General features: G+C 56.9%; 18 protein-coding genes. 12 read left to right on the plus strand and 6 right to left on the minus strand.

Annotated features, from left to right (window positions below; all coding sequences use genetic code 11):
• Positions 1 to 13 precede the first annotated feature (13 nt).
• The 5 genes from hslU to ACP86_RS13460 all read right to left on the minus strand — a co-directional run bounded on the left by hslU (position 14) and on the right by ACP86_RS13460 (position 6,611).
• Positions 14 to 1,342, minus strand: coding sequence for an HslU--HslV peptidase ATPase subunit (hslU, locus tag ACP86_RS13440; protein ID WP_008170812.1), 1,329 nt, complete (start codon positions 1,340 to 1,342; stop codon positions 14 to 16).
• 12 nt (positions 1,343 to 1,354) lie between these two features.
• Entirely contained in the window at positions 1,355 to 1,885 is a 531-nt protein-coding gene (gene hslV / locus ACP86_RS13445) for an ATP-dependent protease subunit HslV (RefSeq protein WP_008170810.1), read from the minus strand.
• A 90-nt stretch (positions 1,886 to 1,975) separates the two neighbouring features.
• On the minus strand, positions 1,976 to 2,614 hold the full coding sequence (locus ACP86_RS13450) for an SPOR domain-containing protein (RefSeq protein WP_053114361.1): 639 nt from the start codon (positions 2,612 to 2,614) through the stop codon (positions 1,976 to 1,978).
• A 5-nt stretch (positions 2,615 to 2,619) separates the two neighbouring features.
• Positions 2,620 to 4,305, minus strand: coding sequence for an arginine--tRNA ligase (argS, locus tag ACP86_RS13455; RefSeq protein WP_053114363.1), 1,686 nt, complete (start codon positions 4,303 to 4,305; stop codon positions 2,620 to 2,622).
• Positions 4,306 to 4,436: 131 nt separating this feature from the next.
• Positions 4,437 to 6,611: a primosomal protein N' gene (locus ACP86_RS13460; RefSeq protein ID WP_094182549.1), complete on the minus strand. Its 2,175-nt coding sequence runs from the start codon at positions 6,609 to 6,611 to the stop codon at positions 4,437 to 4,439.
• A gap of 263 nt (positions 6,612 to 6,874) precedes the next feature.
• Here ACP86_RS13460 and rpmE point away from each other — a divergent pair, with 263 nt between their 5' ends.
• Together rpmE and ACP86_RS13470 are read left to right on the plus strand one after the other, a co-directional pair.
• Positions 6,875 to 7,096, plus strand: a complete 222-nt coding sequence (rpmE, locus tag ACP86_RS13465; RefSeq protein WP_008170804.1) for a 50S ribosomal protein L31 — start codon at positions 6,875 to 6,877, stop codon at positions 7,094 to 7,096.
• Between the two features lie 251 nt (positions 7,097 to 7,347).
• On the plus strand, positions 7,348 to 8,613 hold the full coding sequence (locus ACP86_RS13470) for a malic enzyme-like NAD(P)-binding protein (protein ID WP_053114367.1): 1,266 nt from the start codon (positions 7,348 to 7,350) through the stop codon (positions 8,611 to 8,613).
• Positions 8,614 to 8,678: 65 nt separating this feature from the next.
• Here ACP86_RS13470 and ACP86_RS13475 read toward each other — a convergent pair whose 3' ends face one another.
• Entirely contained in the window at positions 8,679 to 11,207 is a 2,529-nt protein-coding gene (locus ACP86_RS13475; protein ID WP_053114369.1) for a penicillin-binding protein 1A, read from the minus strand.
• 195 nt (positions 11,208 to 11,402) lie between these two features.
• Between ACP86_RS13475 and ACP86_RS13480 the strand changes: the two genes are divergently transcribed.
• From ACP86_RS13480 to ACP86_RS13525, 10 genes are all read left to right on the plus strand, one after another.
• Positions 11,403 to 12,464, plus strand: a complete 1,062-nt coding sequence (locus ACP86_RS13480) for a pilus assembly protein PilM (RefSeq protein ID WP_053114371.1) — start codon at positions 11,403 to 11,405, stop codon at positions 12,462 to 12,464.
• The gene (locus tag ACP86_RS13485) at positions 12,464 to 13,027 is read left to right on the plus strand and encodes a PilN domain-containing protein (protein ID WP_053114373.1); all 564 of its coding nucleotides are present in this window, start codon (positions 12,464 to 12,466) and stop codon (positions 13,025 to 13,027) included. The genes ACP86_RS13480 and ACP86_RS13485 overlap by 1 nt, the downstream gene beginning before the upstream one ends.
• Positions 13,027 to 13,638, plus strand: coding sequence for a type 4a pilus biogenesis protein PilO (locus tag ACP86_RS13490; protein WP_008170795.1), 612 nt, complete (start codon positions 13,027 to 13,029; stop codon positions 13,636 to 13,638). Before ACP86_RS13485 ends, ACP86_RS13490 begins: the two co-directional genes overlap by 1 nt.
• A 2-nt stretch (positions 13,639 to 13,640) precedes the next feature.
• Positions 13,641 to 14,189, plus strand: coding sequence for a pilus assembly protein PilP (locus ACP86_RS13495; protein ID WP_008170793.1), 549 nt, complete (start codon positions 13,641 to 13,643; stop codon positions 14,187 to 14,189).
• A gap of 65 nt (positions 14,190 to 14,254) precedes the next feature.
• Positions 14,255 to 16,324, plus strand: coding sequence for a type IV pilus secretin PilQ (pilQ, locus tag ACP86_RS13500; protein ID WP_176443082.1), 2,070 nt, complete (start codon positions 14,255 to 14,257; stop codon positions 16,322 to 16,324).
• Between the two features lie 136 nt (positions 16,325 to 16,460).
• Positions 16,461 to 17,027, plus strand: a complete 567-nt coding sequence (aroK, locus tag ACP86_RS13505; protein WP_008170790.1) for a shikimate kinase AroK — start codon at positions 16,461 to 16,463, stop codon at positions 17,025 to 17,027.
• On the plus strand, positions 17,020 to 18,114 hold the full coding sequence (aroB, locus tag ACP86_RS13510) for a 3-dehydroquinate synthase (RefSeq protein ID WP_053114378.1): 1,095 nt from the start codon (positions 17,020 to 17,022) through the stop codon (positions 18,112 to 18,114). Before aroK ends, aroB begins: the two co-directional genes overlap by 8 nt.
• Positions 18,115 to 18,169: 55 nt before the next feature.
• On the plus strand, positions 18,170 to 19,663 hold the full coding sequence (locus ACP86_RS13515) for an SPOR domain-containing protein (protein ID WP_053114380.1): 1,494 nt from the start codon (positions 18,170 to 18,172) through the stop codon (positions 19,661 to 19,663).
• A 211-nt stretch (positions 19,664 to 19,874) separates the two neighbouring features.
• On the plus strand, positions 19,875 to 24,323 hold the full coding sequence (gene gltB / locus ACP86_RS13520; protein WP_053114382.1) for a glutamate synthase large subunit: 4,449 nt from the start codon (positions 19,875 to 19,877) through the stop codon (positions 24,321 to 24,323).
• Positions 24,324 to 24,395: 72 nt separating this feature from the next.
• Positions 24,396 to 25,814, plus strand: coding sequence for an FAD-dependent oxidoreductase (locus tag ACP86_RS13525; protein ID WP_053114383.1), 1,419 nt, complete (start codon positions 24,396 to 24,398; stop codon positions 25,812 to 25,814).
• The last annotated feature ends 22 nt before the right edge of the window (positions 25,815 to 25,836 follow it).

The following is a 25,836-nucleotide window of genomic DNA, read 5'->3' on the forward strand; positions in this document are numbered from 1 at the left end:
GTCTCGCTCACGCCTACAGGATGTACCGGCTCAGATCCTCGTCTTCGGACAACTCTCCAAGTTTTTCATCCACGTATTCGGCGGTTACCTCGAAGCCATCGGTAACCTTGTCGCCGGCATCGAAGGACAGGGTTTCAAGCAACCGCTCAAGGACGGTGTGCAGCCGCCGGGCACCGATGTTTTCAGTGCTCTCGTTCACCTTCCAGGCAACCTCGGCGATACGGGCAATGGCATCCTCCCGGAACGTCAGTTTTACTCCTTCGGTCAGCATCAGGGCTTCGTATTGCTGTACCAGGGAGGCATCCGGTTCTGTCAGGATGCGCTTGAAATCTTCGGGTGTCAGTGCCTGAAGCTCAACGCGGATCGGCAAGCGGCCCTGCAGCTCCGGAATCAGGTCCGAGGGCTTGGACAGATGGAACGCGCCGGAGGCAATAAACAGAATATGATCGGTGCGCACAGAACCGTATTTCGTGCTCACGGTGCTGCCCTCGATTAACGGGAGCAGATCGCGTTGGACGCCTTCGCGGGAAACATCCGACGAGGTATTCTCGGATCGCTTGGCGACCTTGTCGATCTCATCCACGAACACGATGCCATTCTGCTCGACGGCCTGAATGGCTTTCTGTTTGATCTCTTCTTCGTTGACCAGCTTCGCAGCCTCTTCTTCCTTGGCCCGCTTGAGGGCGTCTGAAACCTTCATCTTCCGTGTTTTTCGCTTGTCGGAAGACAGGTTGGAGAACATGCTCTGCAGCTGGTTGGTCATCTCCTCCATGCCCGGGGGCGCCATAATTTCGACTCCGGCGCTGGAATTACGCAGGTCGATCTCGATTTCCTTGTCATCCAGTTCGCCCTCCCGGAGTTTTTTCCGGAACAGCTGGCGAGTGGAGGAGTCGGAACTGCGTTGGCTGTCTTCACCGAAATCCCGGGGCGGCGGGATCAGTGCATCAAGGATGCGCTCTTCCGCCGCGTCCAATGCCCGTTCTTCGTGACGCTTCATTTCTGCTTCGCGCAGCATCTTGACGGCCATATCCGCCAGATCACGAATGATGGATTCCACGTCGCGGCCGACGTAGCCGACTTCGGTGAATTTGGTGGCCTCCACTTTCAGAAACGGGGCATCGGCCAATTTTGCGAGGCGCCGGGCAATCTCGGTTTTACCCACACCCGTGGGACCGATCATCAGGATGTTCTTGGGAGTGATCTCATCGCGCAGGCTGCTGTCCAGCTGCATCCGGCGCCAGCGATTTCTCAGGGCGATAGCCACCGCCCGCTTGGCTTCTTCCTGGCCCACGATGTGTTTGTTGAGCTCGTGGACAATCTCACGGGGAGTCATTGCAGACATGGTCGCTCCGGATCAGTCGTTTTTGGAGAGCACTTCAAGGGTGCGATTGTGGTTGGTGTAGATACAAATATCGGCGGCGATATCCAGACCTTTCTCGACTATCTCGTGGGCGGACAGGTCTGTGTTTTCCAGCAAGGCCCGGGCTGAAGCCTGGGCAAAGGGCCCGCCAGACCCGATGGCAATCAGGCCCTGTTCCGGCTCGATCACATCCCCGTTGCCGGTGATGATCAGCGAGGCGGTTTTGTCCGCTACAGCCAGCAAGGCCTCGAGCCGGCGCAGCGCACGGTCAGTTCGCCAGTCTTTCGCCAATTCCACCGCAGCCCTGGTGAGGTTGCCCTGGTGTTTTTCAAGCTGGGCTTCGAATCGCTCGAACAGGGTGAAGGCATCGGCGGTACCGCCCGCGAAGCCGGCGATCACCTGGCCGTTGTAGAGGCGGCGAACCTTCCGGGCATTGCCTTTCATTACGGTATTGCCGAGGGAAACCTGGCCGTCGCCACCCATGGCAACTTCGTCATCGCGCCTGACGGAAAGAATGGTAGTCATTTGGGCTCCAATTGCCTGATTGAAATTGGTATCCCGTTGTTATGGAGGCTTCTGGTGCGAATTCAAGGTGTTCGCAACAGGCCCGAAAGATCAGCCTTCCTTGGGGATCTTCCGGACCAGTGGCTGGATATTCAGGGAAACCAGTTTGTCGATGGCGGAGTTCATCTGGCTTCGGGAGGTGAAGGGGCCAACGTTGACGCGGTACCAGACCGAACCGTTGTCCAGGTCAATCCTCTGGGTACTTGCCCGCAAACCCTGGAAGGCAATCTGGGCCCGCTGTCGTTCGGCGTCCTCCTTGCTGCGGAAAGAGCCGGACTGAAGCAGATAATTGAAATCTGTTTGAGTCGGTCCAGGCGTGTATTCTTCGACTTTCGGCGGCACCACCTCGGATTCCGGCAGCATTTCGTAGAAACGGAAGCCGGGTTTTTCCTCTTCCTTCGCGGTCTCTGCGGGCGTCTTCGCAGGTTTCTGGACCGGTTTCTCAGTGACTGATGGCTGCTGCGAATGCGGACTCGTTGGCAAGGAGTTCAGGTAGACGATAAACCCGATAAAGCCGCCCACGGCCGCCAGGGACAGAATCCACTTGAGTGACAAGCTGCCGTGCTGGGCACGGGCACTGGCCTTGGGTTTTGGGCGGGCCGCTTTTGGCTTTGTCTGCCTCGCCGGTTTCGTGCGCGACGTGGCCGACGCTTTGGCGGGCCTGTCCTTGCGGGCGTAATCTCGGGACATTCGTGTTACATCTCTTCCGGTGCGCTGACGCCCAACAGGTCCAAGCCGTTGGCAATAACCTGCCGGATGGCAAGGTAGAGGCTGATCCTGGCATCACGAACGGCGGCATCTTCAATCAATACCTTATGGGCGTTGTAATACGTATGGAACTGGCCCGCCAGGTCCCGCAGGTAGTGCGTGAGATGGTGCGGCTCACGTTGCGCGGCGGAATTGGCAATGAGCTCCGGATACTTGGCCAGCTGGTTGGCCAAGTCCTTTTCCTCGTCAAGCGTCAGCAGGGAGAGGTCGCCAATACATTCGTTGCGACTGCGCTCTACACCTTGCTCGGCCAGTTTTCGAAGCACGCTGCAGATGCGCGCGTGGGCATACTGAACGTAATAGACCGGGTTTTCATTGGTCTGGGAGCGAGCCAGATCGATATCGAAGGTCAATTGTGAATCGACGCGGCGCGCGGCCAGGAAGAATCGGGTGGCATCGCGGCCCACTTCATCAATCAGGTCCCGGACTGTGACATAGCTGCCCGCGCGTTTGGAGATTTTTACCTCTTGGCCGGAGCGGGTCACCATTACCATCTGGTGCAGCACGTAATCAGGCCAGCCTTGAGGAATGCCAGCATTCAGTGCCTGCAAGCCGGCGCGGACGCGGGTAACGGTTGAGTGATGGTCGGCTCCCTGTTCGTTAATCACGGTGGTGAAGCCCCGTTGCCACTTGTCCAGATGATAGGCGACATCCGGCAGGAAGTAGGTGTAACCACCATCCTTCTTGCGCATGACCCGGTCCTTGTCATCGCCGAACTCGGTGGTCTTCAGCCACATGGCGCCATCCTGCTCGTAGGTGTAGCCATTTTCCTGCAGGCGTTTGACCGTGGCTTCGACCTTGCCGTCTTCGTACAGGGAGGATTCCAGGAAATAGACATCGAACTGAACCCCGAAGGCTTTCAGGTCCAGATCCTGCTCCCGCCGCAGGTAGGCGACGGCGAATTCGCGGATGGCATCGCGGTCCTCCGGATCCGCCTTGGCGGTCACTTCCCGATCGTCTGCAGTAACGGTGTCGCCGGCAAGGTAGGCCTTGGCAACATCAACAATGTAATCGCCCCGGTAGCCGTCCGCCGGCCAGCTTTCGTCGTCCGGCGTCAGACCTTTCACCCGCGACTGGACTGAGAGCGCCAGGTTATCAATCTGCGCCCCGGCGTCGTTGTAGTAGAACTCCCGGGTTACATCGTAACCGTTTGCTTCCAACAGCCGGCAAAGGCAGTCGCCGATCGCAGCGCCACGGCCGTGGCCAACGTGGAGGGGGCCTGTGGGGTTGGCCGAGACAAACTCCACCTGAACTTTTTCGCCCTGGCCCTGATTGTTGCGGCCGAAACGATCGCCTTCATCCAGTATGGTATTGACCACTTCGAAGGCACTCGCAGTGCTCATAAAGAAGTTGATAAAACCGGGCCCGGCAATCTCCACCTTCTCCACCGCACTGCTCTCAGGCAGGTTCTCGATCAGAGCCTCCGCCAGTTTGCGGGGCGCGCAGCCAGCCGCTTTCGAGGCAACCAGGGCAATGTTGCAGGCATAATCGCCGTGGGACTTGTCCTTGGTATTGCCCACCTGTGGAGTGAAGGACTGGTCCGCAGGCAGCGTGCCATCGGCTTGGAGTGCTGCCAGTGCAGACTGGAGCAGATCGGAAACGGTCTCTTTCATGCTGTCAGATGACTCGGTTTACAGGAGAATTGGATTCGGGGCAGGAGGCCCGTTGAAAACAGAAGGCGGCTATTATCGCGGAAAGTTTGGCTGCAAGCAAAAGGCTCGGGATTCCGCAGTCTCGGCTCAAATTATCCTGTCTCCTGCGGATCAACATCAATCATCCATTTGACCCCGGCAGGCAGCTTTCTCTGGTCCAGTTCCTGACAGATTCCGGTCAGCAGGCTGTTCAGCTTTTTCCGGTTGCGGGCGTTGAGAATCAGTTGCGCACGGTGCTTGTCAGCGCGCCGGGCAATCATGGCTGGCAACGGCCCCCAGGTTTCGATGCCTGTGGTATTCGCGAGGGGCTTAATTGTATCCAGCGCTTGCAAGCTTTTCTCCATGGTGTCGCCTTCTGCCCTGAAGATAGCCATGGCGCGGAATGGCGGGAATTGGCCTTCTTCCCGCTCTTTCAGGAGTTGGTCGGCGATGTCGAGGTAGTGGCCCTCGCACAGTGTCTTTAACAGCGGGTGGTCGCTGTGGCAGGTTTGCACAAGCACTTTGCCGGGCTTTGTGCCCCGTCCGGCACGGCCACTGACCTGCAGAAGAGTCTGTATGAGTTGCTCGGGGGCGCGAAAGTCCACGCTAAACAGCCCACCATCCGCGTTTACCACCACCACGAGTGTGACATTCGGGAAGTCGTGTCCTTTCGCCAGCATCTGGGTGCCCACAAGCACGCACGGTTTGCCGGTGTTTACCTGGTTCAGGATGCCCTGGATGCTGCCTTTGCGCTGCGTACTGTCGCGATCCACTCGCACCACTGGTGTATCCGGGAAAGCCGTGGCAAGAATGTCCTCCGTTCTCTCGGTGCCCTGCCCAACCGGTTTGAAGGCCTCACTCTTGCACTTTGGGCACTGCTCGGTCGCCGCCGTCTGGTAGTCGCAGTGGTGGCATCTCATCGCCCGGTCCCGGCGGTGGTAGGTTAGGCGAGTGTCACAGCGCGGGCATTCAACCATGTGGCCGCAGTCAAAGCACATCATGACCGGGGCAAATCCTCGCCGATTGACGAAAACCAGCGCCTGCTCCCCTTTTGCCAGAATCTGTTCGATGGCATTCAAGGCGGGGCGGGAGAGGCCGCCCTCCAATGGGCGACTCCGGATATCCAGCAAGCTGATGACCGGAGGCGCAGCATTGCCGGCGCGCTCTTCAAGCTTCACCAGATGGTATTTGGCCTGCTTCGCGTTATGAACGGATTCCAGCGACGGAGTGGCGGATCCCAGAATGACGGGACACTTGTTCAGGTGCGCGCGGTAGACGGCCAGGTCCCGGCCGGAGTACCGAAAACCTTCACCCTGCTTGTAAGAGCTGTCATGTTCTTCATCGACAATGATCGTTCGCAGGTTGGTGAACGGTAGCAAAGCAGCCGATCGCGTACCTACAAGGATAACGGGCTCGCCGTTCCGCACTTTCAGCCATGTCGTCAGACGTTCACTGTCGTTCAGCGCTGAGTGCCATACGACAATCCGTGCGCCAAAATAGCGCTGGAATCGGGCGACCGTTTGGGGCGTCAGATTGATCTCCGGAACCAGTACCAGGGCCTGATCCTGATTTCCCAGGTGTTCTTTCAGGTAATGAAGGTAGATCTCGGTTTTTCCGCTACCGGTGATGCCGTACAGAAGGAAGGCGGAAAACCCTTCGTCCGGGGTAGCCAGCTGCTCGGCGGCAGATGTCTGCGCCTCGGATAATCTGGGTCGGCGGGCCAGCAGCTCGGGGGCTTCATTGAAATCCGCCGGTCGGGCTGGCGAGACAACCTCGATCAGTTGCTTCTCCTGCAGTGCCTTGAGTTGCGCCCGGTTGAATCCCGCCCTCAGAATATCGGTTGTCGGGGCGCCGTTGGATCGCTGGTTCAGCCAATCCCAAAGGGCTTTTTGTTTATGCGCATTCGCGGGAATCGTCGAGCCGCTGTCGATTGCCAGCCACCACTGATCCTTTTTTTCCTCTGCAATGCGCCCTCGTCTGAGTGCTGGGGGCAGGGCAGTGAACAGGCATTCGCCGAGCGGATGCTGGTAATAGTCGCTTGCCCAACTGAGAAGCTTGAAGGTTTCCACGGGCAATGCAGGCCAGTTTTCCATTGCCCCTGCCACAGCCTTGAGAGTGATGCCGGGAGGAGGCTCAACGCCCACCTGAACAACAAGACCCGTTGCCTGCTGCCGGCCAAAGGGTATTCGCACCCTCTGACCAGGCGTCAGTTCAAGGCCTTCCGGGATAATGTAATCGAAGAGTCGACGCAGGGGACGATTCAAGGCAATGCGTGCGATCAACGGCACTGAGTGCTCCACGGGATGACGGGTGTCACGGTTTTTCCTTATCCTGTCTAGTCGGCGGCCTGCCGCGAAATCCAAGGTGGGCGAGTCCGGAAGTCAGTGTGGTGCTTGCCTGCAGAACTAATTGCAAGTAAGATTCGCGGTCTGTTTCCGGCAGGGCATGATTGTGCCCCGTCTTCTCAATTGATTCAAACGTGCGGTGCCTGGCGCCTGGGCAGATTCGATGCCCCGTGATCAGGTAGCGGCATGACCTAACGAGGTTCGCCATGAAAGAAGGTATCCACCCGAAGTACGAAGAGATTACTGCGACCTGCTCTTGCGGTAATACATTCAAGACTCGTTCTACCTACACCCATGATCTGCAGCTGGATGTGTGTTCCCAGTGCCACCCATTCTACACCGGCAAGCAGAAAGTTATGGATACCGGTGGTCGTATCGACCGTTTCCAGAAGCGTTTCGGTGGTCGCATCGGCGCCAAGAAAGACTGATCGAGCTGGATTCGGGAAAAGCGCCTTCGGGCGCTTTTTTTGTGCTCGGTTGTCAGAGTGTATCTATAAGATACATACGCAATTAGCCCTATTGACTGTTCACAAAATGTTCATGAGGCACTTGTCGTTTCCGGGCTGGCGGGCCATAATGGCGCGCTCCGCCGAGTAGGGGCCTTCGATTCGGAGTTGATCTGAGGCTCTCTGGCTTCGGCGGTTCACTACCTTTAAACGTGACAAACGGAACAGTGGCAATGTCTCAAGATCTGAAAGAAGCAGCCCTTGAATATCACGCCAAGCCGCGGCCTGGTAAGCTGAGTGTCGAAATCACCAAGCCAACCAAGACCTCCCGCGACCTTTCCCTGGCGTATAGCCCCGGGGTTGCCGAACCGGTCCGCGAGATCGCAAAGGACCCGGAGAACGCATACAAGTACACTGCCAAGGGCAACCTGGTGGCTGTCATCTCTGATGGTTCTGCGATTCTTGGTCTGGGTAACCTGGGTCCGCTGGCAAGCAAGCCGGTTATGGAAGGCAAGGGCGTACTGTTCAAGCGCTTTGCCGGAATTGATGTCTTCGATATTGAAGTCAATTCCGAGAGCCCGCAGGCGTTTATCGAAACAGTTGAGCGTATTGCAGATACCTTCGGTGGTATCAATCTGGAAGACATCAAAGCGCCCGAGTGCTTTGAAATTGAGCGCGCGCTGATCGAAAAGTGCAACGTGCCCATCTTCCACGATGACCAGCATGGTACTGCCATCGTAACTGCAGCCGGCATGATCAATGCCCTCGAGCTGCAGGGCAAAAAGATTGAAGAGGCGAGGGTGGTCTGCCTGGGTGCCGGTGCTGCCGCCATTGCCTGCATGAAGATTCTGATCAGCTGCGGTATTCGTTCTGAGAACATCTTCATGCTTGACCGCAAGGGTGTGATCCACTCTGGTCGTGATGATTTGAATCAGTACAAGGCAATGTTCGCCAACGACACGGACAAGCGCACTCTGGACGACGCGATTGATGGTGCTGACGTATTCCTGGGGCTGTCCGGTCCGGATCTCCTGACTGCTGAACAGCTCAAGAAAATGGCTCCCAAGCCGATCGTTTTCGCCTGCTCCAACCCGGATCCGGAGATTAGCCCGGAAATTGCCCTGGCAACCCGCGATGATCTGATCATGGCCACCGGTCGCTCTGATTATCCGAACCAGGTTAACAATGTGTTGGGTTTCCCGTTCATTTTCCGTGGAGCGCTGGACGTTCGTGCCACCGCGATCAACGAGGAAATGAAGGTGGCGGCCGTCAATGCAATCCGTGAGCTGGCCAAGGAGCCTGTGCCTCAGGAAATTTGCGAGGCATACGGTGTGGAGAGTTTCGAGTTCGGGAAAGAGTACATCATTCCCAAGCCGATGGACGTCCGCTTGCTGGAAGTTGTGCCGGCCGCCGTTGCTCGCGCTGCCGTGGATTCCGGCGTTGCACGTAATCCATACCCTGCGCACTACCCGCTGAAGTCAATGGACGACATTATCTGATCTGTCATCCAGGGTATAAAAAACCGGCGGTGATCCCGCCGGTTTTTTTGTGCCTGCTCCTGATGTCAGAAGATTCGCCTTGACAGGTCGTCTTCCTCGGAGCCTCCATTGCGGTCGTTCTCGGTTTCGGATGTCAGGGGCGGTGGCGCATCCTCTTCCCGGAAGACCTCGAAAATGCCATCCTCGCCCGGCCTTGCGCGCTGTCCGGTTTCGGGGTTGATCCGGATATTGACGATGCCATTGGGTCGAGGCATGAAGGAAGAGGGTGCCCCTTCGAGCGCCACTTCCATATAGTCCAGCCAGATGGGGAGCGCGGTGCTGGCGCCAAATTCGCGTCTGCCCAAAGGTGCCGGTTGGTCGAATCCGACCCAGGTAGTTGTTGTCACTTCGTGATTGAAGCCGGCAAACCAGGTGTCTTTCTGTTCGTTGGTGGTGCCGGTTTTGCCGGCGATGTCATCCCGGCCAAGGGCCAGCGCTCGTCTGCCGGTACCGCGACGAATGACGTCCTGCATCATTGAATGCAGAATAAAGACCGAGCGTTCGTCCGCCAGTCTTGGCATAACCCGAACCTCGGGCGAGTCCTCACTTGTTTCAGAGACATTGGCGCCGGTGTTTGGCGAGCCTTCTTGCTCGCCCGATGGTTCCTGTGCTGTATCGTCGTCGCAGTCTTTGTCGCACAGAACGGTTTTCGGCGCCTGGTAAATGGTCTCACCGCTAAAGTCAGTGATAGTCTCGATGAGGTAGGGTTCAACGTCGTAGCCTCCGTTGGCAATCACGGCCATGCCTCGGGCAAGTTCCATGGGAGTAAGCTGCCCGCTGCCCAGGGAGAGTGACAGATCGTCCGGCATGTTTTCTACCGGGATTTCCAGTTGTGCCAGGTAATCCAGCGTGTTCTGGATGCCCAGGTCGCGCAGCAGTCGGATTGAGACCAGGTTGCGTGAGCGATAGAGTGCTTCCCGCAGGCGGGTTGGGCCATAGAACTGTCCGGAGGAGTTCTGGGGGCGCCAGGCAGTCTCCAGTTCCGAGTCATCGAAGACAATCGGCGCATCGTTGTAGATGGTCGCCGGTGTCATGCCGCTTTCCAGAGCGCTCAGATAAAGAAAGGGCTTGAAGGTGGAGCCAGGCTGTCGTCTTGCCTGTATGGCACGGTTATATTTGCTCTGACCAAAACTGTAGCCTCCGCTCAGTGCCTCAATGGCGCCGGTTTTGGCTTTCAGTGAAATGAGCGCGCCTTCAACCCTCGGGATTTGAGCAAGCGCAACAGAGGCTTCAGCGAGCTGCTCCGACTGCTCATTCGGGGATTCGTTCCCGTTGGCTTCTGGCTCTGGCGAGGCCGATTCCGGGTTCTGGGCGCGCACATAGATAACGTCGCCGGGAGCCACAACATCGGAGGGTTTCTCAGGCTCAGGGCCTGTGAGATTTTCAGTTTTGTAGCGCCTCGCCCAGGTCATGGTTTCGAAAGCCATGGTGGCGGGGCCGATGCGGCGCGCGTGCACCGCCACTTTGCCGGATTCGTCGTCAACCTCTGTGACGATTGCGGGAAGCAGGGACTCCACGCGAGGGTAGTTCAGGATCAGATCTGATGGCTCACTCTCGGCGAGGGTTTCCTGATCAATCTGCCCAATGGGGCCCCTGAAGCCGTGGCGCCGATCATAGGCTTCAAGGCCGTCTCTTAATGCCTCTGTGGCAACCTGCTGTTTCTTGCCGTCAACTGTGAGGGTGACGGTGTAGCCATCGGTGTAGGCGTCCTCGCCGAACCGCCGAACCATCTCGGATCTCGCCATTTCGGCAACATAGTCGGCGTCGACTTCAGTCTCCGTGCTGTTGTAGCTGGCAGTAATGGGGGCGGAAACAGCAAGTTCGTGGGCATCCGGAGTGATGTATCCCAGGTCGCGCATTCGTCCGAGAATCCAGTTGCGCCGGATCATCGCACGGTCCGGATTGGCCAGGGGGTTGAATGCCGAGGGCGCTTTTGGCAAGCCGGCGAGCATGGCCATTTGGGCCAGGGACAGTTCCGAGACCGGCTTGTTGTAATAAACCTGTGCAGCGGCGGCAATTCCGTAGGCCCGATTGCCCAGATAGATCTTGTTCAGATAGAGCTCGAGAATGCGGTTTTTATCCAGTTCACGTTCGATCTGAAGAGCCAGAAGTATCTCGTTGAACTTCCGGATAAAGGTTCTGTCCCGTGACAAAAAGTAATTTTTTGCAACCTGCATTGTGATGGTACTGCCCCCGGACTGGATCTCGCCGGTAGAGACCAGTTCGATTGCAGCCCGCGCCAGGCCTTTGATGTCGACCCCGAAGTGCTCGTAAAAACGCGAGTCTTCAGCTGCCATAAAGGCTTGTAACTGAATTGTTGGGATCTGTTCGATTGTGATGGGTGCCCTTCTCTTTTCACCGAATTCTGCTATTAATCTGTTGTCTTTGCTATAGACCCGTAATGGCGTCTGAAGCTTGATGTCCAGAAGCTGATGTACCGGCGGAAGGCCAGGGCGAAGGTAAAGATAGAAGCCTGAGGTTACGATAACGGCGACACTCAGTCCGGTAAGAAACAACCAGGCAAAAAGGCGAGATGTGCGCAACAAATGAGACATTTTTTTCTGACAACTGTTGGATATAGGTCTATCATTTGAGAAATTGCTTTAGGATGGAAGAGGTGCTTCACCGCTGCAATAGTTCTCAACTAAAGAAGAACACGCATTGTAGACGGAATGGTGAAGAAATTCTCTTAAATAAAAAACACATAAGTTACGTAACCGGGTGCATCTAACCAGGTATAGGGTGAGCGCGTGTTTGGATTAGGAAAGAAATCCAGTGCAGTGCTGGGCGTGGATATAAGCTCCAGCTCGGTCAAACTTCTGGAGCTATCGAAGCAGGGCGACCGTTATAAGGTCGAAAGCTACGCGGTGGAGCCTTTGCCGGCCAATGCCGTGGTGGAAAAGAACATTACGGACGTAGAAGCTGTGGGCGAGGTAATGAAGCGCGTAGCTTCCAAGTCCCGTTCTGGTGTCAAACAGGTGGCTGTTGCGGTCTCTGGTTCTGCGGTTATTACCAAGCTTATCCAGATGGATGGCGGCCTGAACGAATTCGAGATGGAAGATCAGATTGCCCTTGAGGCCGATCAATATATTCCATACCCGCTGGATGAAGTGGCGATCGACTTCGAGGTTCAGGGACCTTCCGAGAACAACCCCGACCAGGTGGATGTGCTTCTGGCTGCTTGCCGGAAGGAAAACGTCGACATGCGCGAGGATGCACTCGAGATAGCTTCACTGACTACCAAGGTGGTTGACGTTGAAGCCTATGCCCTTGAGCGTGCCTATGCACTGATCGAGCCTCAGCTGGACTCTCAGGGAGAGGAGCTGGTGGTAGCGATCGTGGACATTGGCGCGACCATGACCACGCTGAGTGTTCTGGCCGGTGGCAAGACCGTTTACACGCGAGAGCAGATTTTCGGTGGCAAACAGCTGACCGAGGAAATCCAGCGCCGATACGGTTTGTCGCTCGAGGAAGCCGGTCTTGCGAAAAAGCAGGGCGGACTGCCTGACGATTACGAGTCAGAAGTGCTTACGCCGTTCCGCGAGGCTGTCGTGCAGCAGGTTGCCCGCGCGCTTCAGTTCTTCTTTGGTGCCAGTCAATACAATGCCGTCGATTACGTGGTTCTGGCCGGAGGCACGGCCTCGATTCAGGGGCTCACTGAAATGGTCGAAGAAAAAACGGGAACGCCGACCATGGTCGCGAATCCTTTTGCAGATATGGCGGTAGGTTCAAAGGTGAACGCGTCGGCACTGAGTAATGATGCGCCTTCCCTGATGATTGCCTGCGGCCTGGCAATGAGGAGCTTCGACTGATGGCAAAGATTAACCTACGACCATGGCGCGAGGAGCTTCGCGCCGAGAAACAGAAACAGTTCGTGGTCATGATTCTGGGCGCTGCGATTATTGCTGGCGGCCTGGTCTTCCTCTGGAAAACCGATATGGATAGCCGGATTGCCTACCAGCAATCCCGCAACGCCTACATCGAGACCGCCACCAAAAAGCTGGACCAGCAGATCAAGGAGATCGAAAACCTCAAGCGCAAGCGGGATGAGCTCCTTGCCAGAATGCAGGTTATTCAGGATCTCCAGGGCAAGCGACCCGTGATCGTGCGCGTCTTCGACGAACTGGTGCGGACATTGCCCGATGGCTTGTTCTACACCGATCTCAAGCGAACCGGCGAGCGCGTTGATATTGTGGGGATGGCGGAGTCTAACAGTCGGGTTTCCACGCTTATGCGCCAGTTCGAGGACTCCGAATGGTTCACGGATCCCAACCTCTCGAATGTCTCTGCAGCTGATAGTCGCCGGGCCGGTTACAGCCAGTTCAATCTCTCGGTTAAACAGAAAACGCCCGAGCCCGAAGGGGAGGATAAGTAATGAGCCTCGCGGACTCTCTGAAAAGTCTCAATGAATTTGATATCAACGACCTTGATGTCAATAACGCGGGTATCTGGCCTGCTCCAATCAAGTTCATCGTAGTTCTGATTATCTTCGGGCTGATTGCCGGAGGTGGTTACTGGTTCTTTATCAAGGATCAGTATGCTCAACTTGAGCGTGTAGAGCGCACCGAGCAGGAACTCCGGAAAACTTATGAAGAGAAAGCCTATCAGGTTGCAAACCTTGAGGTTTTCAAGGCCCAGATGGCGGAAATGGAAGAAACCTTTGGCGCCTTGGTAAGACAGCTGCCAAGTGAGACCGAAGTGCCAGGATTGCTTGAAGACATTACGAATACGGCTTTGGGTAGTGGTTTGGCACTTCAGGAAGTGAAGCTGCAACCGGAACAGCGTCGGGACTTCTATTCCGAGCTGCCAATCAATATTCGGGTGTCCGGTTCTTACCATGAGCTGGCATCATTTGTCAGCAGCGTTGCCAGCCTTCCACGGATCGTAACGCTACACGACTTGACGATAAAACCAACTGGCGGAGATGCGGACCGGCTTGATATGCAGGTTTTGGCTCGTACTTACCGCTACCGGGCTGGAGAATGAGCATGACAGGAAAGCATGCGGTAAAAGCCTGGCTGGGTGTGTGTCTGGTGTCTCTCCTGACAGCATGCTCCCAGGGCAGCGGATTTTCAGATCTTGATCAGTTCATGGCCGAGACGCGGGCAAAACCGAGAGGGTATGTTGAGCCCTTGCCGGAGTTCAAGGCGTACGAAGCTTTCAGTTACTCAGCGGCAGATCGTCGGGCGCCCTTTGAGCCGCCGATTGATGTCCAGCTCACTATGGTGGACGAACAGCCGATCAGTGATGTGGAGCCGGATCTGGATCGTCCCAGAGAGGTTCTCGAGAATTTTGACCTGAAAGCACTTCAAATGGTCGGCACGCTTCAGGGTGCATCGGGTAATCTGTTTGCTCTGATTGAAGACGATACCGGCGGGATCCATCGAGTCCGCACGGGAAATTACATGGGGCAGAACTACGGTCGCATTGTGGGCGTTAGTGAAACCCGTATCGAGCTCATTGAAATCGTTCCCAATGGCCGGGGTGGCTGGGTAGAGCGTCCTCGCTCCCTGACCCTGGAAGAGGGCGCAGGCTAAGGAGCGGCTGGATGAAAGTTGAAAGAAACATGCACGTACAAAAAAGTTTAGGGTCGAGGCTAGCGATGTTCAGAAAACTCAATGTATACGTCAGCGTGATTGCTTTTGGGTTGTTATCCGGCCTGGCCAACGCGGTCACGCTGGAAGACGTGTCGTTTTCGTCGCTACCGGGCGAGCGGCTTGAGGTGACACTGCAATTTGATGGGGCGCCACCGGAACCCTCCGGTTACACCATTGAGCGCCCCGCTCGGATCGCGGTGGATCTTCGGGATACGACCAGTGGTCTTGATAGCCGAAGCGTGCCTCTGGGGTCGGGTAATGCCCAGAGCATGACCGTGGTCGAAACCAAGGATCGAACACGGTTGATTTTCAACCTTGTCGAGCTGGTGCCCTATGACACAGTTCGTTCTGGTAACTCCCTGGTCATGACGATTGGTGGGCAGTCTGAGGGAGTTGTTGCCAGCGCCTCAACCTCCTCTTCACAGAGCAGTGGAACAACCAACGCGGCACCATCTAATACTCTTGCCGGCGTCGATTTCCGTCGTGGCAAAGACGGCGAAGGACGTGTGCTTGTGGATCTTGGCAGCTCCAGCACGCCAGTCGACCTGACAGAGCGTTCCGGCAAAATTCGTCTTACGATGAATGGTATTGCGGTGCCTGCAGATCTGCGGCGCCGGCTCGACGTGACGGATTTCGCCACGCCGGTTACTCGCATTGACACCTTTGTGGAAGATGGCAATGCCGTTGTTGAGATCAGCCCCCAGGGCAACTACGACTACATCGCTTACCAGTCTGGCACTCAGTTTACCGTCAGTGTCGAGGAGCTGAGTCAGGAAGAAGCGGAATCCCGCCGGGAAGAGAAGTTCCCTTATACCGGCGACAAGCTGTCCCTGAATTTCCAGGATATCGAAGTGCGCTCGGTGCTCCAGTTGATCGCCGACTTCACTGGACTGAATCTGGTGGCCAGTGACACCGTAGGTGGCAGCATCACTCTGCGACTTCAGAATGTACCCTGGGATCAGGCGCTTGATCTGATCCTGAAGACCAAAGGTCTTGATAAGCGTCAGATCGGTAATGTGTTGCTGGTAGCCCCTGCCGATGAAATTGCAGCTAGGGAGAAGCTGGAGCTCGAGACCAACAAGCAGATCGCCGAATTGGCACCGGTTCGCCTGGATATTATTCAGGTAAATTACGCAAAGGCAGCCGATATCGTTGGGTTGATTCAAGAGGACGAAGAACTGATCTCTGATCGCGGTTTCGTTTCCTCGGATGTCCGCACCAACACCATCAGTGTTCGTGAGACTGCAGAAAAGCTTGATGAAATCCGCCGCCTGGTCTCTACATGGGATGTGCCGGTACGGCAGGTCTCTATTGAGGCCCGGATTGTGCGTGCCCAGACCAACGTAGCTGAGAACCTTGGTGTTCGCTGGGGTGGCGCAGCATATGACATTAGCGGAGACAACATCTTTTCGGTCGGCGGTGGTCTTGATGGCGTGCAAGATGCCCGTGATTCCGCCGCGACTCCGGGATCTTTCCAGACGTCTTTCCCCGGCGCACTTGCGGTAGATCTGGGAGTGAGTGGTGACGGAGCGTCCTCCTTCGCAATCGGTTGGGGCAGCGACGACTTCCTGGTGGATCTTGAACTCTCGGCCCTTGAGAGCGATGGTCAGGCTGAAGTGGTCTCCCAGCCACGCGTTGTAACTGCCGATCGCCAGACGGCGTCGATCAAGTCTGGTGAGGAGATCCCTTATCAGAAAGCGTCCTCAAGCGGTGCGACGTCTGTTTCATTCAAGGAAGCCGTGCTCTCGCTCGTGGTCACGCCGCAGATTACACCAGATGACAAGATCATCATGGACCTGGTGGTCAATCAGGACTCCCGAGGCGAGGTAACTGCAGGTATCCCGTCCATCAACACCAATGAAGTCACCACACAGGTTCTGGTCGGCAATGGCGAGACAGTGGTTCTTGGCGGTATCTTCCAGTCGGAAGTGGCGACCCAGACCACCAAGACCCCATTCCTGGGCGATATCCCTTACCTGGGGCGTATCTTCAAGCGCACCGAACACATTGACGAGCGCAGCGAGCTGTTGATCTTCATTACGCCGAAGATCATCAAGAACGATCTGCTTCGTTAATCTGTGCAGTAAAAAAGCCGCCGCTTGAAACCGGCGGCTTTTTTGTGTCCGAAATTGGCCCGATACGGGTCCTGAACTTATGCAAGCACGGGCCCTGTGATATTCTCACCCGCCTGAACAAAACTGAGCGGAAGTTATGTCTTTGCCGAAACGCGTTGTCCTGGTTGGCCCCATGGGAGCAGGTAAAAGCACGATTGGCCGGATGCTCGCCAAAGAGCTCGGCTATCGTTTTCTTGATTCTGATCGAATCATTGAAGAGCGGTGCGGGGCTAACATTCCGTGGATTTTTGATGTTGAGGGCGAGGATGGATTCCGTTTGCGGGAAACAGCCATGCTGGACGAGCTGTCCCACGAGGACCGAACCGTGCTGGCTACTGGTGGCGGAGCTGTGATGCGCCAGGAAAACCACCCGATTCTCAAGAGAGATGCAACGGTCATCTATCTGAAAACATCCATAGAGCAGCAGGTAGAGCGTACACGCAAGGACCGCAATCGGCCTTTGCTACAGAACGACGACCCTGAGGCGGTCTTGCGGAAACTTTTCTCAATCCGCGATCCGCTGTATTCAGGTCTCGCGGACATCATCATGTTCACGGACAGAAAGAGTCCCCGGCTGGTGGTGCGTCAGCTGGTCAATCGGCTGAACCCGAAAACGCCGCGTCACAAAAGGCAGATACGTAAGGAAGGTCGCAACCATGTCTAATCGGTATCGGGAGCTCTCGGTAGAGCTCGGTGAACGCAGCTACCCCATATTTATCGGTGAGGGGCTTCTCGGCACTCAGGATCTGTCAGCTTTTGTTTCCGGGGCGCAGGTCATGATCGTTACCAATGAGACTGTGGCACCACTCTATCTTGAGCGGGCGAAAGCCAGCTTTCCGGGGAAGCGGGTTGATACCGTCGTACTTCCGGATGGCGAGAGGTTCAAGGATTGGCAGACTCTTAACAGCATCTTTGACGGTCTCCTTGAACATCGCCACACCCGAAAAACCCTTCTGGTTGCCCTCGGTGGAGGTGTGGTCGGGGATATGGCTGGTTTTGCAGCAGCCTGTTATCAACGTGGTGTACCGTTCATCCAGATTCCAACGACGCTGCTTTCCCAGGTCGACTCTTCTGTCGGTGGCAAAACTGGCATTAATCACCCGCTTGGCAAGAACATGGTTGGGGCTTTCCATCAGCCGCAAGCGGTGTTGATAGACACGGCAAGTCTACAGACTTTGCCCGCCAGAGAGGTGTCAGCGGGGCTGGCGGAAGTTATCAAATATGGGCTGATCCGGGATCAGGGCTTTCTTGGCTGGCTTGAAGAGCGCATGGATGCATTGGTCAGTCTTGATCCGGAGGCGCTGGCAGAGGCCATCTTCAGGTCCTGCGCTTGCAAGGCCGAAATTGTTGCACTTGACGAGCGCGAAGGTGGCCTCAGGGCGATCCTGAATCTTGGTCACACCTTCGGCCACGCGATCGAAACCTATGCCGGTTATGGCAACTGGCTGCACGGGGAAGCAGTGGGCACCGGTATGCTGATGGCCGCCGAATTGTCCGCGCTTGAAGGGATGATCAGCCGTGACGATTGTGATCGTATTAACCGACTGATCCTCCGGGCCGGTTTACCGGATAAGCCCCCGGTTGCAATGACGGCCGATGACTTTATGGGGCTGATGGCTGTCGACAAGAAGAACGTGGATGGCCTTTTGAGGCTGGTCCTGCTTCGGTCGGTTGGAGACGCCGTGGTCACAGCCGAAGCGAGTCCTGAAAACCTTGCTCTCACCTTTGCACGTTTTTGCAGCTCGACATGATGACGGCCCGAAGGCATCAATGATTTGGTAGCGGACCAGAAGACAAGGAAGACCCGTGACTGAAGAAAGCTTGAACAGTCTTGATGGCGGAGGCCTGTTCCCCAGGTTGCAGCAGCGCTACAGCCTCCGTGCCAACCCGCTGGAAATGGAGACGCCGTTCTTTCCGGATGCCATGCGTCATCACGCTCTGGAAGCGTTGCGCCATCTATGCGGCTTCGGTGATATGGCTCTGTTATTGACCGGAGCTGCTGGCTCGGGCAAAACCCGAATACTGGCGGAGCTGGTCCGCAGCGAATCATCCAGACTCGACTTTCACCGTATACCGGCGGCAGCGCTGACCAGCGTCCAGGCCCTTGCCCGGGACCTGAAAGCGGTTTCCCGCTCAAATCTCGGCCCGGAAGACAGCCCCCGAGACCTGGTTTATGGCTTTTTCAAGTGGTCTGAATCGCGGGTCCGAAAGGGCCAGCGTATGGTCCTTTTGATTGACGATGCCGACCGGGCGCCGACGGAGTTGCTAAGGCTTATCCTGTCCGCCTATCTGGCTTCAGAGCGTGGCTCTTCTGCCGTTCCGGTGTTTGCCGGAACGGATAGCCTGGTCCAGTCGATGGGCCTGGATGATGCGAGCACAAGTGTCCACCAGATACATCTGCGGCCTCTCACCAGGGATGAAATCGTTGCCTATCTGGAACCACGGGTTCACGCTGCCGGCGGCAAGGCAGGGGAACTTCTGAGTCCGGCCCGGGTCTCCAAAATTCACGCCCTGAGCCAGGGTAGCTTTGCGCGACTCAAGCGTGTGACTCCGGGCGTTTGGCTGGACATTGTGGCCTCGCCGAGTGTCGATCGCCCGAAGCACGTTCCGTGGAAGCGGTTCCTTTTGCCCGGGCTGGCCCTTGTGCTCCTTGCGGGCTCCTGGTGGTTTGTGTCGCGCCAGTATGATGAATCCGTGGCCGGCGAGACTGTAAAAGCACCGGAGCCGGTGAGAAAGAGTATAACCATTGGGCCTGAAACAGAGAATTCAGTGCCATCCCCGGAAGAGCCGTCGCAGGACCAGCCTGCCGTGGAGCCTGAAACGGTATTGACAGAGCCGGTAACCGAGCCGGAAGCTGACCAGCCAGAGCCAGAGCCAGAGCCAGAGCCAGAGCCAGAGCCAGAGCCAGAGCCAGAGCCAGAGCCAGAGCCAGAGCCAGAGCCAGAGCCAGAGCCAGAGCCAGAGCCAGAGCCAGAGCCAGAGCCAGAGCCAGAGCCAGAGCCGAGCTTCACTCCAGCAAACCCGGCGTATTTTTCGGCGATTGATCAGGTTCGGGCGCGTGGAGGCTGGACCATTCAACTGGTGGCCGGCAATCTCGAACAGACCGCTCTGAATGTTATTTCCCGCTATTCACAGCTTGGTGATCTGGTCTACACCCGCGGGGAAAGGCAAGGCCAGCCCTGGTTTATGGTATTCTATGGGGAGTTTCCTACCCGGGAGGCGGCAAATGCCGCGGCAGCTGGCTTGCCAGAGGAGCTGGCTTCCAGGTCACCCTGGGTGCGTCCGGTCGACAATTTATAGCGCCGCTGTTTCGGCGCTAACTCGTTGTTCCATAACCTTGTCGACTGGTAATCCCGGTTTCGGCTTCCCACAATAACGTCACGCCGATTTGAGTACGTATTTCTACGTGTGTAAAATAGCCAGCCCCCATTTTCAGTGTCGAAGGGTGGTTGTTTGGCTGTGCGCCAATTAACTCTTTGATTGAAAAGCATTTCTACGCGAGAGAACGCTTATGATGACAGGTTTGTATCATCCCGATGAATTCAGGGACAACTGCGGATTCGGTCTGATTGCCCACATGAAGGGCGAGGCCAGCCACAAGTTGTTGCAAACTGCCATCGAGTCTCTGACCTGCATGACCCACCGAGGTGGTATCGCTGCAGACGGAAAGACCGGCGATGGTTGTGGCCTTCTGATCCAGAGCCCGGATGGCTTTCTGAAAAAAGCCGCCAAGGCAGCGTTTGGTAAGGAGCCGGGTGATCTTTTTGCTGTCGGCCAGGTCTTCCTGAACCCCGACGAAGCCAAGGCTTCGGCTGGTCGTGCGGCCATCGAGAAACGGTTGACCGAGCAGGGCCTGGAGATTCTCGGCTGGCGCGAAGTGCCGGTCGATGACAGCTGTCTCGGTCCTATGGCGCTTGATTGCCTGCCCCGTATCGAGCAGGTCTTCGTGGTGCCTGGTGGCAAGGCGGAGCGTGATTTTGCGATCAGTCTGTTCGTGGGCCGTCGCCACGCCGAAAGCGATATGGCCGACGATCCCGAGTTCTACATCTGTAGCCTGTCACACCGCACCCTGGCCTATAAAGGCCTGATGATGCCGGCAGATCTGGCCAACTTCTACAAGGATCTGGGTGACCCCGATCTCGAGACCGCCATCTGTGTTTTCCATCAGCGGTTCTCCACCAACACCATGCCACGCTGGCCGCTGGCCCAGCCGTTCCGGTATCTGGCTCACAACGGTGAGATCAACACCATCGACGGCAACCGTAACTGGGCCATCGCCCGGGCCGCCAAGTTCAGCTCTCCGGAATTGCCAGATCTGCAGACCCTGCAGCCTCTGGTGAACCTCACCGGTTCTGACTCCTCAAGCATGGACAACATGCTGGAAGTGCTGCTTGCCGGCGGTGTTGACCTGTTCCGCGCGGTCCGCATGATGATTCCGCCAGCCTGGCAGAATGTCGACAGCATGGATTCAGAGCTGCGTGCGTTTTACGAGTACAACTCCATGCACATGGAGCCTTGGGATGGTCCTGCCGGTCTGGTCATGTCGGACGGCCGCTATGCCGTCTGTATGCTCGACCGGAATGGTCTGCGCCCGGCCCGGTGGGTCATCACCAAGGATGATTTCATCACGCTGGCCTCAGAGATCGGAACTTACGGTTATCAGCCGGACGATGTGGTAGCCAAAGGCCGTGTCGGACCGGGTCAGATGCTGGCGATCGACACAGAGTCCGGTGAAGTCCTGCACACCAAGGACATTGATCAGCGTCTCAAGACCGCTCAGCCTTACAAGCGCTGGCTGCGGGAAAACGCTCTCCGCGTCGAGACCACTCTGAATCAGGACACCCCGGATTTCAGGCTGATGGATTCCGACGAGCTTCTGGTGCACCAGAAGATGTTCATGGTCTCCTTCGAAGAGCGTGACCAGGTATTGCGTCCGCTTGCGGAGAACGGCCAGGAAGCGGTTGGATCCATGGGCGACGATACCCCAATGGCCGTGCTCTCGAGCAAGGTACGCCACGTGGCGGACTACTTCCGGCAGAAGTTCGCCCAGGTGACCAACCCGGCGATTGACCCTCTGCGTGAGTCGATTGTCATGTCCCTGGAGACCTGTCTGGGTGCCGAGCGCAACGTATTCGAGGAAACCGCCGATCACGCAGACCGCATTATTCTGACGACACCGGTTCTGTCGCCTGCCAAGTTCCTCAAGATTGCCAACAATGAGCGCCCGGGTTTCGAGGTCGCGCGTATTTCCATGAGCTACCGCCCGGAACAGGGATTGGAGCAGGCGATTCGCCAGGTTTGTGAGGAAGCGGAACAGGCCGTCCGGGATGGTAAGGTGCTGCTGATCCTCACCGACAAAGATTTGAAGGAAGGTGAACTGCCGGTCAATGCCCTGATGGCAACCGGTGCGGTCCACCACCATCTGGTCAAGAAAGGACTGCGTTGCGATTCCAACATCGTTGTTGAAACCGGTTGGGCTCGCGATCCCCATCATTTCGCCGTGCTCTTCGGTTTTGGTGCAACAGCGGTCTATCCGTACCTGGCTTACCAGGTTCTGAACGACCTGATCCGTACCGGCGAACTGCTGATGGATCCGATTGATGCCAAGAATAACTACCGGAAGGGCATCAACAAAGGGTTGCTGAAGATACTGTCGAAGATGGGAATTTCCACCATCACTTCCTATCGTGGCGCCCAGCTGTTTGAGGCGGTCGGTCTGGCCGATGATGTCGTTGACCTGTGCTTCAAGGGTGTGCCCAGCCGAATCCAGGGTGCCGGGTTCTACGATTTCCAGCAGGACCAGGAGCAATTGGCGTCCGTGGCCTGGAAGCCGCGCAAGCCCATCATTCAGGGCGGTCTTCTGAAGTACGTCCATGGCCAGGAGTATCATGCCTTTAACCCGGATGTGGTCGGTAAGCTCCAGGAGGCGGTGACCAGCGGCGACTATGGCCACTACAAGGAATACGCGGGTCTGGTTAACGAGCGTCCGGTTGCGACGCTCCGTGACCTTCTTGTCTTCCGGAAAGACATCAAGCCGATTGATATTTCGGAAGTAGAGCCGGTTGAAAACATCTTCCCCCGCTTTGATTCGGCCGGTATGTCACTTGGTGCCCTGTCACCCGAGGCCCACGAAGCCTTGGCGGTGGCCATGAATACCCTGGGCAGCCGGTCTAATTCGGGCGAGGGCGGTGAAGATCCCGCTCGCTATGGCACTGAAAAACGCTCGAAAATCAAACAGATCGCGTCCGGACGTTTTGGCGTTACAGCCGAATATCTGCGTAGTGCGGATGTCATGCAGATCAAGGTGGCCCAAGGTGCCAAGCCGGGCGAAGGCGGCCAGTTGCCCGGTGGCAAGGTCAATGAACTGATCGCCCGCCTGCGTTATTCGGTCCCGGGCGTAACGCTGATTTCACCGCCGCCGCATCACGATATCTATTCCATCGAGGATCTGGCCCAGCTGATTTTCGACCTCAAACAGGTCAATCCGCAGGCTCTGGTGTCTGTGAAGCTGGTCTCTGAGCCCGGCGTCGGTACGATTGCCGCAGGTGTGGCTAAGGCGTACGCCGACCTGATCACGGTGTCCGGGTACGATGGCGGTACAGCGGCGAGCCCGCTGACGTCGATCCGCTACGCCGGTTCTCCCTGGGAGCTGGGGCTTACCGAAACCCAGCAGGCGCTGCGAGCCAATGACCTGCGTGGCAAGATTCGCCTGCAGACTGATGGCGGCCTGAAAACAGGTCTGGACGTGGTAAAGGGCGCGATCCTTGGTGCCGAGAGCTTCGGTTTTGGTACCACCCCGATGGTTGCGCTGGGTTGTAAATACCTGCGTATCTGTCACCTGAATAACTGCGCGACCGGTGTGGCTACACAGAACGACCACCTCCGTGAAGAGCACTTCAAGGGCACGGTGGAAATGGCGATGAATTTCTTCCGCTTCGTGGCCGAAGAGACCCGGGAGTGGATGGCCAAGCTGGGCGTGCGTACCCTGGAAGAGCTTGTGGGTCGCGTTGACCTGCTGGAGCGCCTGCCCGGTGATACCGAACGTCAGAAGAAACTGGATCTGAGTCGCCTGCTGTCTAACGACCATATTCCTGCAGACAAGCCGCAGACCTGTCAGGTCGAACGGAATCACCCGTTTGATGAGGGCAGGCTCGCGGAACAGATGGTTCAGGATACCGCTGCGGCGATCAAAGAGAAGAGTGGAGGCGCGTGGTCCTATCGAGTCACCAACTGTGATCGCTCTATTGGCGCCCGCCTCTCTGGCGAAATCGCCCAGATCCATGGTAACCAGGGTATGGTGGATGCACCGATCACCCTGGACCTGACCGGTACCGCTGGCCAGAGTTTTGGTGTCTGGAACGTGGGTGGTCTCAACCTGATCCTTGAAGGGGACGCCAACGACTACGTCGGTAAGGGCATGACCGGTGGCAAGCTGGTTGTGAAGCCGCCCCGCGGCAGCGCGTTCAAGACCCAGGAAACCTCTATCGTCGGCAATACCTGTCTCTACGGCGCAACCGGCGGCAAACTCTTTGCTGCCGGAACCGCGGGTGAGCGATTTGCAGTTCGTAATTCCGGTGCCCATGCCGTTGTGGAAGGCGCCGGAGACCATTGCTGTGAATACATGACCGGTGGTCTGGTGACGGTGCTGGGCTCTACTGGCCACAACTTCGGTGCTGGTATGACCGGTGGCTTTGCTTACGTCATGGATATCAACAACACGTTCGTGGACAAATACAACCACGAGCTGGTGGAAATTCAGCGGATTTCCAGCGAGGACATGGAGTCCTACCGCAATCACCTGCGTGGTGTAATCCGGGAGCATATCTCGGAAACCGGCAGTGAGTGGGCAGAGCACATTCTTGAGAATTTCGACGACTACATTGGCCGCTTCTGGCTGGTGAAACCCAAGGCTGCGAATCTGCGCAGTCTGCTGGCCAGCACCCGGGCGCGTCCGGAATAAGAGGCTGAGAGGGTTTGGGGCGAGCAGCCTGGCTGCCGCCCTTGTCGAAATCGAGTTGATGAGAGCATCCAGATGAAAGAACGACTGAGTAATGACTTCCAGTTTGTCGAGGTTGGACGTGTCGACCCGAAAAAGGTCCCGGCCAAGAAGCGGAAGAAAGAGTTTGGTGAAATTTACCACCCCTTCACAGCAGATAACGCGGCGTCCCAGTCCCATCGCTGTCTTGAGTGTGGTAACCCCTATTGCGAGTGGAAGTGCCCGGTTCACAACTATATTCCGAACTGGCTCAAGCTGGTGTCCGAAGGCAATATCATGCGGGCCGTCGAGTTGTGTCACCAGACCAACTCCCTGCCTGAAGTTTGCGGCCGCGTTTGTCCGCAGGATCGCCTGTGTGAAGGTGCCTGCACCCTGAACGACGGGTACGGCGCGGTTACCATCGGGTCTGTCGAGAAGTACATTACCGATACCGCCTTTGCCCTGGGCTGGAAACCGGATATGTCCGCCGTGAAGTGGACAGACAAGAAGGTTGCCGTCATCGGCGCTGGGCCTGCGGGTCTGGGCTGCGCGGACGTTCTGGTTCGCAATGGCGTCAAGCCGGTTGTATTCGATATCTATCCGGAAATCGGTGGTCTGCTGACCTTCGGCATTCCCGAGTTCAAGCTGGAAAAATCCGTTATGACCCGCCGCCGCAAGGTGTTCGAGGAGATGGGCGTGGAATTCCGCCTGTCTACCGAGGTGGGCAAGGACGTTCAGTTGCAGGAGATCATTGACGAGTACGATGCCGTTTTCATGGGCATGGGCACCTACACCTACATGAAGGGAGGTTTCCCGGGTGAGAACCTGCCGGGCGTGTACGATGCACTGCCGTTCCTCGTTTCGAACGTCAACCGTCGTCTCGGCTTCGAGAAAGACGAAGCAGACTTCATCGACATGAAAGGCAAGCGGGTTGTTGTCCTGGGTGGCGGCGATACGGCCATGGACTGCAACCGCACCTCGATCCGTCAGCAGGCCGAGAGCGTCACCTGTGCCTACCGCCGGGATGAAGCCAACATGCCGGGTTCTCGCCGGGAAGTGGCCAACGCCAAGGAAGAGGGCGTTAAGTTCTTCTTCAATCGTCAGCCCATCGCCATTATTGGTGAAGACCGGGTTGAGGGTGTGAAGGTGGTTCAGACCCGTCTGGGCGATCCCGACGAAAATGGTCGTCGCCGTCCGGAAGTGGTCCCGGGTAGCGAGGAGGTTATTCCTGCGGACGCGGTTCTGGTCGCCTTCGGTTTCCGTCCGAGCCCGGCCGACTGGTTCGATGAGCTGAAGGTGAATACCGACGATTCGGGCCGGGTAACTGCTCCGGAAGGCGCAGAATTCATGTTCCAGACCAGCAACGAGAAGATCTTTGCGGGCGGGGACATGGTCCGTGGTTCCGATCTGGTCGTAACCGCTATCTGGGAAGGCCGTCAGGCTGCCGAAGGCATCATGGATTACCTGGATATCTGATTGCACGGTTGATCCTGATCAG

It is taken from the genome of Marinobacter sp. CP1 (genome assembly GCF_001266795.1).
Classification (GTDB): Bacteria; Pseudomonadota; Gammaproteobacteria; order Pseudomonadales; family Oleiphilaceae; genus Marinobacter; species Marinobacter flavimaris.

Bases quoted from the DNA above. Each gene is read 5' to 3' on its own strand.
- hslU (WP_008170812.1), bottom strand. From the start codon at position 1,342: ATGTCTGCAATGACTCCCCGTGAGATTGTCCACGAGCTCAACAAACAC.
- pilQ (WP_176443082.1), top strand. From the start codon at position 14,255: ATGTTCAGAAAACTCAATGTATACGTCAGCGTGATTGCTTTTGGGTTG.
- aroK (WP_008170790.1), top strand. From the start codon at position 16,461: ATGTCTTTGCCGAAACGCGTTGTCCTGGTTGGCCCCATGGGAGCAGGT.
- rpmE (WP_008170804.1), top strand. From the start codon at position 6,875: ATGAAAGAAGGTATCCACCCGAAGTACGAAGAGATTACTGCGACCTGC.
- ACP86_RS13470 (WP_053114367.1), top strand. From the start codon at position 7,348: ATGTCTCAAGATCTGAAAGAAGCAGCCCTTGAATATCACGCCAAGCCG.
- argS (WP_053114363.1), bottom strand. From the start codon at position 4,305: ATGAAAGAGACCGTTTCCGATCTGCTCCAGTCTGCACTGGCAGCACTC.
- ACP86_RS13485 (WP_053114373.1), top strand. From the start codon at position 12,464: ATGGCAAAGATTAACCTACGACCATGGCGCGAGGAGCTTCGCGCCGAG.
- gltB (WP_053114382.1), top strand. From the start codon at position 19,875: ATGATGACAGGTTTGTATCATCCCGATGAATTCAGGGACAACTGCGGA.
- ACP86_RS13450 (WP_053114361.1), bottom strand. From the start codon at position 2,614: ATGTCCCGAGATTACGCCCGCAAGGACAGGCCCGCCAAAGCGTCGGCC.
- ACP86_RS13490 (WP_008170795.1), top strand. From the start codon at position 13,027: ATGAGCCTCGCGGACTCTCTGAAAAGTCTCAATGAATTTGATATCAAC.
- ACP86_RS13495 (WP_008170793.1), top strand. From the start codon at position 13,641: ATGACAGGAAAGCATGCGGTAAAAGCCTGGCTGGGTGTGTGTCTGGTG.
- hslV (WP_008170810.1), bottom strand. From the start codon at position 1,885: ATGACTACCATTCTTTCCGTCAGGCGCGATGACGAAGTTGCCATGGGT.
- ACP86_RS13475 (WP_053114369.1), bottom strand. From the start codon at position 11,207: ATGTCTCATTTGTTGCGCACATCTCGCCTTTTTGCCTGGTTGTTTCTT.
- ACP86_RS13525 (WP_053114383.1), top strand. From the start codon at position 24,396: ATGAAAGAACGACTGAGTAATGACTTCCAGTTTGTCGAGGTTGGACGT.
- aroB (WP_053114378.1), top strand. From the start codon at position 17,020: ATGTCTAATCGGTATCGGGAGCTCTCGGTAGAGCTCGGTGAACGCAGC.